We start from the raw sequence: 9,689 nt of genomic DNA on the forward strand, positions 1-9,689 counted from the left end.
ATGCGCGTCTCGCATGCGGACGTGGATCGTGGATGGGTCTCACCCCCTTGTTGCGGGTGGGACAGAGCCCGGCGAGAGGCGTAGTGGTGGTAGCCGTGCAAGCGGCACCTTGTGCAGCGCACCTCAGATACCGCCGTACACGCGCATCACGGTCCGGATCTGCGGTTTCGTGCGATTGGGGGCAGCCTGAATGCCCGATCTCGACCTCGGCGACGGCGCAGACGAGCTACATGCGTTGACGTCGGGTCAGGCATCTGTTCGGCATGACGGGCTCCTTGCCAGCGGGCGATCGGGGCGGTGCGGCACCAACGCCACCATGGAGGCTGCTGAATGATCGACTCTGAGATGCGACGAGCCGGATGACAGAACGCCTAAATGGCAGTTCAGGGGCTTCCGGCCTACTGGGTGGTGGATGATGTCCGGATGAGTCGCGACGGGGGCAAGGAACGGAGCGGATCGACCCGGGTGATCCCACGGCCCGCGGTGCCAGCAGGGCCGCTGCGGGAACTGAAAAACCTCGTGTACGAGGCCTATCTAGCTGCCGGGGCGCCGACGCTTGATGAGATGGCGGCAGCCGTCAGCGATGTCGATGCTGAAGATGACATGGTGAAGGCGGCACCGTCGCGTGACACGATCCAGCGGATCATCAAGACGCCGGTGCTCCCGGCCCGGCAGGCCGATGTCGTTGCGCTGGTGACCGTTCTGACGCGCATGGCGGCCGGCGAGGCGGAGCCAGCCGCCCAGAGAGTTGCCAGGCTGTGGCTGGATGCCCGTTTGGAGCGACCCCTCGGGCAGCCGATTGCCGACCTGGATCCAATTGATTTGGAGGTGCACCGGGCGATCGAGACTGAGGATGGTGCCGGGCCAGGCGGGGCGGGACTTCCGGCCTATGTGAGCCGTCCCCATGACCGGGCACTGCTCCAGTCAGTGCAGATGGCGGCACGGGGCGAAAGCCGTCTGGTGATGCTGGTGGGCGGATCGTCCACGGGCAAGACGAGAGCGTGCTGGGAAGCGGTGCAGCAGCTTCCTGAGGGCTGGCGGCTGTGGCACCCCATCGATCCCGAGCGCCCCGGGGCTGCACTGGCGGATCTGCCGCAGGTCGGATCGCGGACCGTTGTGTGGATCAATGAATCCCACCACTACCTGTTCACGCCGGATCGACCTGTGGGGGAGCAAGTTGCCGCAGGCCTGCGGGAATTGCTGCGAAATCCATCGCGCGCACCGGTGCTCGTTTTAGGGACGATTTGGCCGGAGTACCGCAACCAGCTCATGGCAGAGCCGGTGCCCGGCGGCCCGGATCCGCACGCACAGGCACGTGCCCTGCTCACCGGGCATGAGCTAGCCGTGCCTGCGGCTTTCGACGAGGCGGCAATGCTCAAGCTGTCAGCGATGGCGGGTAAGGACTCCCGCTTGGCGTACGCGCGCGAACGGGCCGAGGAAGGCCACATTACCCAGTACCTGGCTGGCGCTCCGGAGCTGCTGGCCCGTTTCACAGCCGCGCCGCCGGGACCCCGGGCTGTGATCCTGGCAGCTATGGACGCTCGTCGTGCCGGACACGGACTGGATCTACCGCACGCGTTTCTCTCCAGGGCCTGCGAGGATTACTTCACTGACCAAGAGTGGGACCTGCTCGCAGAGAACTGGCTGGAAGAGGCCCTCGCCTACGCCTCCTGTCCAGTACGCGGCGCCCGGGGCATGCTGACCCGACGGCGTCCTCGCCGCGGCGAGCCGAAAACAGATGGGCCTGTCTACCGGCTGGCTGACTATCTCGAACAGCATGGCCGACAGACCCGGCGGACACAGCGCATACCGCCCTCGCTGTGGGAAAGCGCCCTGCACCACACCACATCGGGCTTTGCGCTGGCACGATTCGCACGATCCTGTGGCCTGCTCCGCGTGGCATTTCACCTGGAGCGCAGAGCGGCCATGTCCGGCGTTGACGATGCAGCACGCCGAGCCGGAGATGTCCTTCGGAAGGCCGGGCGTGATGGGGAAGCTCTGCCGTGGTATCAGAAGGCTGGCGAGGCCGGCGATCCGGAAGCAGCATTGTGGGCGGGGCAACTGCTATGGCGACAGGACCAAGTCCGGGATGCGCTTGAGTGGTTCCGCAGGGCCGCAGGCATGGGCCTGGCGGAGTCGGCCACGGCGAGGGCATGGGCCATGCTACGCAGCCGGGGGTACCTGTATTTGGCCCAGGGATGGATGGGTACAAGCGGACCAACGTTGAAAGAGCGGCCCACCGAGTGGAGCTCATTTACGAGGGGACGACAAGACAGCCATCTCGCTCACGAAGTCGACGCATTACTTGCGCAGGGTCGGATAGAGGCAGCCCTGACTTACATCCGGGTAGCGGGACACGAAATACCCTCGGTGTTCCGCAATGGCGCAGTAACCTTGCGGCGCTACGGGCTCATTGACGAAGCAATACGGTGGTATTCGCTGGCCTATGAGGCGGGAGACATTGGTGCCGCGTGGAGAGCTGGCCGCGTCCTTCGCGAATTGGGGCGCGATGATGAAGCGATCGAGTGGTATCAGCGAGGGGCTTACGCAGGAGACCGAACGGCACTTCAGCGTGTGGCCTACCTGATGCGGGACCGCGGACGCCTGGATGAAGCGGTGCAATGGGCACGGCGGTCCGCTGATACTGGAGACGACGGGGCCCTCCAGCTGGCCGCCGACCTGTTGCGCCTGCGGGGCAAGGACCACGAAGCCGCCCAGTTGCTTGCCTACGGCTGGGACCTTGACGGCACGATCGCTGAACCCTGGGACGCGGACGACGAACTCTGAATCATGAATAGCTCGCGGCAAGGTCACTGAGGCCGCTCAGACCACAGCGGTCAATCTCCACGCGACTGGCTTGCTCCTGCGCCGGTGCGTTGCTGCGACTGCGGGCGCTTCGGCGACGGCCACTGCGGCCCCCGGCCCCACTGGCGACGCACGGTTGCGGCACATCAGGCCCTGCCGCCCGACCATGCCGCCCGCCTCTTCGACGCCCAGGCCGCCGGCGCCAGCGAGCAGCAGTTGCGCGACATCACCACCGAGGGCCTGGGCGAGATGTACTTGCGCGGCTGCGGCCGCCGTGCTCACGGCCTGGGGTGGAGTTCACCGACATCGAGGAGCTGGACATCCAGGTCTGAGCGGCCCGGTTTCGCCGTGGCCGGGGCGCGCCTGTGGCCAGTGAGCGTTGTACTTGGCCAGTTGAACGCGAACGAGTTGATTCAGTCGGGCAGGGCTGAGCCCATGCCATCCCGCGAGGTACCAGCTGTCGTCCAGGTCTCGCTCACTGTGCTCCCAGAGGGGTTCCCGCCACGAGATCGCGCGGACACGTTGGAACTAGCGCGATCACGGGACGGCGGGCGCTTCTATGAGCGAGAATGCCCAGACACATATCTGTCAGTCACTTCGGTGGGGGTAGCGGGTGACAGGGCGCGGAGTTTCGCGACAGGAGCTGATTCGTCGGCGGCGCCGGAGCGGGCTAGTTGGGCGTCGGGGTGAGCAAGCCGCATTCAGGGATGCTCTGCAACAGTCGCCGGAAGAGGCAACGCAATTCCTGTTTCATATTCATGGGCCAGCCGGTGTTGGTAAGTCGACTCTGGTACGGCAGCTAGAATCCCTTGCCCGCGACGAGCGAGCCCTCACGGCCTACATCGATGAATCGACTGGCGATGTTGTTGAGACGATGGAGGCTATCAGTTCGCAATTCAGGCAGGAGGGTATAGAGCTCAAAAGCCTCGACAAGCTGTTGAACACCTATCGGCAACGTCGGCACGAGGCAGACGCTGGTGCTGGCTTGGCCGGAGTATCCAGTGAGAGTACTGGGGCAAGTCAAGGAAGTGACCAGCAGGGGCCATCCCCGTTGAGTGCGATTGGCTCGCAACTCACACTTGCGGGGTTGGGCATGATCCCCGGCGTTGGTGCCTTTACTGGGGTACTTGACCCAAATCAGGTCGCGATGGGGGCTGACCGGATCAAGGCGCTGCTCAGTTCCCGGTTGCGTAGTCACGAGGACGTTGAGCTCGTCCTGTCTCCATTGCAGGTGCTCACTCCGGTTTTCCTCCGAAGTTTGACTGATGTCGCAGAGCGCAGGCCCTGGATAGTCCTGTTTTTTGATACTTATGAGCGAACCGGCCCCGTGTTGGATGCCTGGCTGCGGGACATCTTGGTTAGTGACCGGTACGGGCAACTGCCGGCCAACGTACTAGTAGTCTTAGCGGGTCAGTCTCAGTTAGACTCGCAGTGTTGGGGGGATTGGCTCGACCTCGTAAGCGACCTGCCGCTGGAAGTGTTCAGTGAGGCGGAGGCACGCCAGCTTCTCGGCGCGAAGGGGATCACTGACGAAAACGTAATCCAGGTGATCCTAGAATTGTCCGGACGACTACCGGTGCTGGTCTCAACCCTTGCCCAAGCCCGTCCCACCACTGCTGCCGACGTGGGTGATCCCAGCGGTACCGCGGTCGAGCGATTTCTGAAGTGGGAAACGAATTCAGTGCGACGGGCGGCTGCCCTTGCGTGTGCTCTGCCGCAAGAAGTCGACGAGGATACCTACCGCATTGTTGTAGATGAGGAAGCTAGGGGAGAATTCGCCTGGCTGAGATCAATGCCCTTCTTCATCGAGCGTGCTGGCCGTGGCCACTACCACGATGTCGTACGTTCGGCAATGCTTCGCCTGCAACGTCACCAGTCCCCGCAGCGATGGAAGGAACAACATCTTCGTTTGGCCGAGACATTCCGAGAGCGACGATCCAGCTTGGAAGCGGGGGCTCCTCCAATCGATGGCTGGTGGGAAGACGAGAGGTGGCGCAGCTACCGACTCCAAGAGACTTATCACAGATTGTGCGCGGATTACCGAACTGCACTGCCTGACGCCCTACGCGAGCTCGTCGAAGCACATGATCACGACATCACCACTCTTCGGAGATGGGCCCAAACCTTCACCCATGCTGGTCGCGACACTGATGCTCCCAGGGTGCGCAAGTGGGGAGAGGAGCTCTTGGCCGCTCTCGACGATCCCCACCCCGGCGTTACGGCACTCACGCTTCTGCTATCTCGTAGCGGTCTTGACGCGTCGGGTAAGCATCTTGCCTATGTTCTCCGCGGCTACGAATACCGCAATGCCCATAGTTACGAGCAGTCTCTGGCCGACTACGCCGCCGCACTTGAGTTGGAGTCAACAGCCCGAGCTTTTCGAAACCGTGGGGAGACTTACCGTCTTGCCGACCGGTACGAGGAAGCGCTGGCGGATTTCAATCGTGCCATTGAAATCGAATCCGATGTCGCTTGGGCTTTCGACAGTCGCGGTCTGACCTACCAGGCCATGCATCGGTATGAGGAAGCGCTGGCAGATTTTAATCGCGCTATCGAGATCGATCCCGACTATGCGTGGGCTATTGCGCAGCGCGGTGAGGCTTATCGTCTCCTGTCGCGGTATGAGGAAGCGCTGGCGGATTTTAATCGCGCCATCGGGATCAATCCCGACTATGCGTGGGCCCTTGCCAGCCGGGGTCAGACCTACCGGGCCATGCATCGGTATGAGGAAGCGCTGGCGGATTTCAATCGCACTATCGAGATCGATCCCGGATACGCGTGGGCTATTGCCCACCGAGGTGAGGCTTATCGTCTCGCAGCGCGCTATGAGGAAGCGCTGGCGGACTTCGATCGTTCCATCGAGATCGATCCCGATTATGTGTGGGCCCTTGCCAGTCGGGGTCAGACTTACCAGGCCATGAGACGCTATGATGAAGCGCTAGCGGATTTCAACCATGCCATTGAGATCAACCCTAATTACGCCTGGATCATGGTCGCTCGCGGAGATTTCTATCAGGCTATGAGTCGATATGAGGAAGCGCTAGCGGATTTCAATCGCGCTGTCGAGATCGATCCCGATTATGTGTGGGCCATTGCCAGTCGGGGCAGCATCTTGCGCCTTATGGGGCGACTCGAGGAAGCGTTGGCTGACTTCGATCGCGTCATCGAAATAAAACCAACAATGACTTACGCAATTGCTAGTCGCGGCGTCGTGCATCGTGTATCAGGTCGATATGTGGACGCCTTGACTGACTTCAACTGTGCCATTGGGATAAATCCGAGTAACGGCTGGGTGTATTATGAGAAGGCTGTCGCTCTATACGCGGAACGCGATCCGGAGTATCGAACTTGTGTTTCGCGAGCTATAGAACTTTGTTCCTCCGTAGGTCATATAGCAGACATAGGAAATCTCTTTCTCGTTCATTGCTTGACGTCGGAATGGGGGGAGGCGAGTCGACACCTGTCTGCCTTCTTTGGTAAACGTCCAACCTGCGGAGAAATTACCGAGTTGCTCACAGTGATGGACACCCTGCGGCAGATAGTGCCCGCAGGTGAACATCAGCTACTGGCCTTCCGGCATCAACTGGAATCTAGGCGGGGGGAGTAACAGGTTCCAGAAGACCGCCAGATACGGGCCCTGGCGGAACCAGGCCAGGCACTGCCCACAGAGGTATTCCGGCGTAGTAGTTGGCGCCCCAGCGTCCCTTGACCAAGCCCGTGACGTGCGACTCCTCGGCCATGGCAGTGCTGTTGAGGCGCCGTAAGGCAACTCGTAGGGCGACCCCTCCGCCGGAGCCTTTGGGGGGTTGTGGGGAGGTCGGGGGTGCGCGCGACGCTCCCGCTGCTGGCCCGGGGTCTTGTGCGGTTACACCGCCTCCGCGGCCTGGGCCGCCCAGTCGAGGCCGAGGCCGGCGAGCCGTTGAAGCTGCGTGGTGCTGAGGCCCGCGCGTCGTGTCTTGGTGTTGGACAGGAACACCCCCAGTTTCACCGAGTGTTCCTCGCCGTCGATGGTGATCGTTTCGATGTGGGCGCGGCTGACGGGTCCGACGGTGCCGGTACGCGCCCGGTACTGCTCCAGCGCTGCGCAGCCCCGCTCGAACGCCGCGCCGCCGCTCTGAGAGGCCTTGGCGGGTGTCTGCTGCTGCGGGGGGAAGGGCGTGACACCCAGGTTCGTGAGCCGCGCGCGCTGTCCCTCGGCGAGGCCTTCCCACACGATGTGCTGACGCTGACGGTCCAGCCACCTGCCAACGTCGGTGCTGCCCGCCGTGACGCCCGGCACGATGTCGTCCAGTTCGGCGCCAGTCGCCAGCAGCCGCGCGACGGCGGCGTAGTTGCGCTGCCAGTCCACCGGCCAGCCGGGCCGCCAGTCCTCATCGATCGCGGCGAGCTGCTGTGCGCGCCGCGCGGCGGTCGCGGTGTCCTTGCCGAGTCCGCCCTTCTTGCGGCAGTTGGCCAGCCACTGGCCGACCGGCTTGTCGAGCGCGGTCGCGGTGACCGGCGCGGCCAGGGTGCCGGTTTCGGCGTAGTAGGCGCGTGCCGCGGCAAGGTTCTCCTCCCAGGCCGCGTCCGTCGGGTCCCACACCATTCCCAGCTCGTCGAGGTCGTTGGCCCGCTCGGTGGCCAGCCCACCCGCTGCCAGCGCGCGCCGCTGGTCGGCGAGCCACCTGCCCAGCGGGTAGGAGTGCCCGTTCGGCATCAGCTCCCGGTGCTCGTACGGGACGGCGAGGTGCCCGGTCCGCCGGTGGTAGGCGACCGCCGCCCGGTGCCCGGCTTTCCAGTTCTCGTGTTCCGGCTCCAGCAGGTTGTAGCGCACGAGCCGGGCGATCAGGGCGGGGTCGCGGTGCGTGCCGAACCTCAGCAGCATCCGCTGGTCCTCCGCGCCTTCCTCGGGTGCCTCGCCCAGGTACGAGGGCTGCGCGGGGGTGCGGTGCAGGCCCTCCTGCGGGACGGCGAGCATCTCCACGGCCCGCTCGTCGTGCGCGCGCAGCCCGGACAACACCTTGATCAAAGGCCGATACGACACCGAGTAGGGCATGTCCTCCTCACTCTCGTCGGGGCCCAGGAAGATGGGCACGATCAGGGTGGCGAGCTTCCCCTGACCGGGTTTCTGCCGCAGCGCCCGCCCGATCGCCTGCACGATGTCGACCGCGCTCCCCTTCGGGTCGATCAGCGCCACCGAGTCCACGGTTGGCACGTCCACGCCCTCACTGAGTACCCGGCAGTTCGCCAGCACCGCCCGCCCGGCCCGCGCACCGAACCGGGCCAGCCGGTCCGCCCGCACGTCCGGATCGTGCTCACCCGACAGCCACCCCGACCACACCCGCTCCGGGTACCGCTCAGGGTCCCCGGCGTGCAGCCGCGCCACCACCCGGTCCAGGCCCTCCGCGAAGGCCCGCGCCTCCACGGTCCGGTGATGGAAGGTGATGCACCTGCTCAGTCGGTGCTCGGCCATCGTCTCCAGGAGCGCCGCCTGGAGCACCGCGAGCCGCTCTCCGCGCACCGTCTCCTCGTACCGGTCCTCGCCGTACAGCACCGCAGGCGTCAGACGGTCATCACGCACCTCCACCACCACGATCTGATACCGCGCCAGCAGCCCCCGCGCGATAGCCTCCGAAAGGTCCAGTTCATGGAGCACCGGCCCGTAAATGGCCTCGTCGTCCATGGAGCAGGCCATCTCCTCCGCCAGTAGGGCCGCCGGCACCCCGGCCTCCTCCTCCCGCCGCCACCGCCGCGGCGGCCGCTCCATCCAGATCCGCGGAGTCGCCGTCATGTACAACCGCCGCATCGACGGCAGCACCTCCTGATCGTGCACCGCCGCCCACGCCTTCCCCAACGACCCGCTCGTACGGTGCGCCTCGTCCACCAGGACCAGGTCCCACACGTCCATGGGAAGGCCGTACTCGCCCTCATGCGCCTCGAGCAGCACCGGCAGGGACGCGTACGTCGCGTACACCGTCACCGGCCCCCGCCCGTGCCACAGCGCCAGCTGCGGCGCGCTGGTCGTGCACCGCACCCCGAGCGCGTACAGACGCGGGTCGTCCTCCAGCGAGCACACCGCGACCGCCGGCCCCGCATGCCCGAACGCCCGCCACTCCCGGACGGTCTGCGCCAGCAACTCCAGCGTCGGCACCAGGACCAGCACCCGCCCCTCGGGCACGAGCCGCGCCGCCGCGGCAGCCCCGATATAGGTTTTCCCAGTACCGCACGCGCTCACCACAGTGCCGCGCAGTCCCCCCGGAGGAATTTGCTTTCCGGGCGGAATGTCGAGGCCCCGGACAATTTCCTCGACTGCTTCCGTCTGGTGCGGGCGGAGGTGAATTTGGGCCGTCATTCTCGCGTCTCCATTCGTGGGAGAGGGGGCGGGCTCCGTTCGTGACTCTACCCGCTGCATCATTCGATGCATAGCGCGACTGAATCAGCACACAACTTCGGCCGATACTCGCCCTTGATGCGCCCGCCTGTGCTACGGTCAGTTTCGGTTGTCGGTGTGTGACCGGCCGGTGGGCGGGTTTGCTGACGACGTGTCCGGATGGCCTGTCAGGTGATGCCGAGTCAGTTCGGCGGCCGGGTCTGGTGGGTGTCCGCCTCGGGGCCGGCACTTGGCCGGTGGTGGCGTCTGGTTCGTGATCCTACCTGGTAACGGAGTTGATGCAGCACCCCCTTTCCTGCTGCTGCCCCCGCGTAGCGGGGTCTGTCCGTGCGGCTGCGCCGCACGGTTCCCGCCCGCGCAGCGGGCGGGGTGGATCGGAGCGAAGCGGAGATCCGAATTCCCGCGCAGCGGGAATTCCAGGCAGGCGCGAAGCGCCTACCGTAAACACGCGGAGCGGGTTTACGGGGCCGCGCAGCGGCCCCGTTCTCTTCCCAGCGCGCAGCGCTGGGGGACC

The 9,689-nt window shown here is 64.9% G+C and carries 3 protein-coding genes; 2 read left to right on the forward strand and 1 reads right to left on the reverse strand.

The window, feature by feature from the left end:
• Positions 1–375: 375 nt before the first annotated feature.
• Both ACH45E_RS43370 and ACH45E_RS43375 read left to right on the forward strand, forming a co-directional pair.
• Positions 376–2,787: a hypothetical protein gene (locus ACH45E_RS43370; protein WP_361458112.1), complete on the forward strand. Its 2,412-nt coding sequence runs from the start codon at positions 376–378 to the stop codon at positions 2,785–2,787.
• 631 nt (positions 2,788–3,418) lie between these two features.
• A complete protein-coding gene (locus tag ACH45E_RS43375) occupies positions 3,419–6,412 on the forward strand; it encodes a tetratricopeptide repeat protein (RefSeq protein WP_361458115.1) in 2,994 nt (997 codons plus the stop codon).
• Between the two features lie 258 nt (positions 6,413–6,670).
• On the opposite strand, the gene ACH45E_RS43380 is transcribed toward ACH45E_RS43375, so the two are convergent.
• Positions 6,671–9,136 (reverse strand): Helicase associated domain protein, encoded by a 2,466-nt coding sequence (locus ACH45E_RS43380; RefSeq protein ID WP_361458118.1) that lies wholly within the window; start codon positions 9,134–9,136, stop codon positions 6,671–6,673.
• Positions 9,137–9,689 lie beyond the last annotated feature (553 nt).

Origin of the sequence: Streptomyces sp. NPDC020299 (assembly GCF_044387825.1) — a bacterium.
Classification (GTDB): domain Bacteria; phylum Actinomycetota; class Actinomycetes; order Streptomycetales; family Streptomycetaceae; genus Streptomyces.

Coding starts and splice junctions, on each gene's coding strand:
- ACH45E_RS43370 (WP_361458112.1), top strand. CDS start 376: ATGGCAGTTCAGGGGCTTCCGGCCTACTGGGTGGTGGATGATGTCCGG.
- ACH45E_RS43380 (WP_361458118.1), bottom strand. CDS start 9,136: ATGACGGCCCAAATTCACCTCCGCCCGCACCAGACGGAAGCAGTCGAG.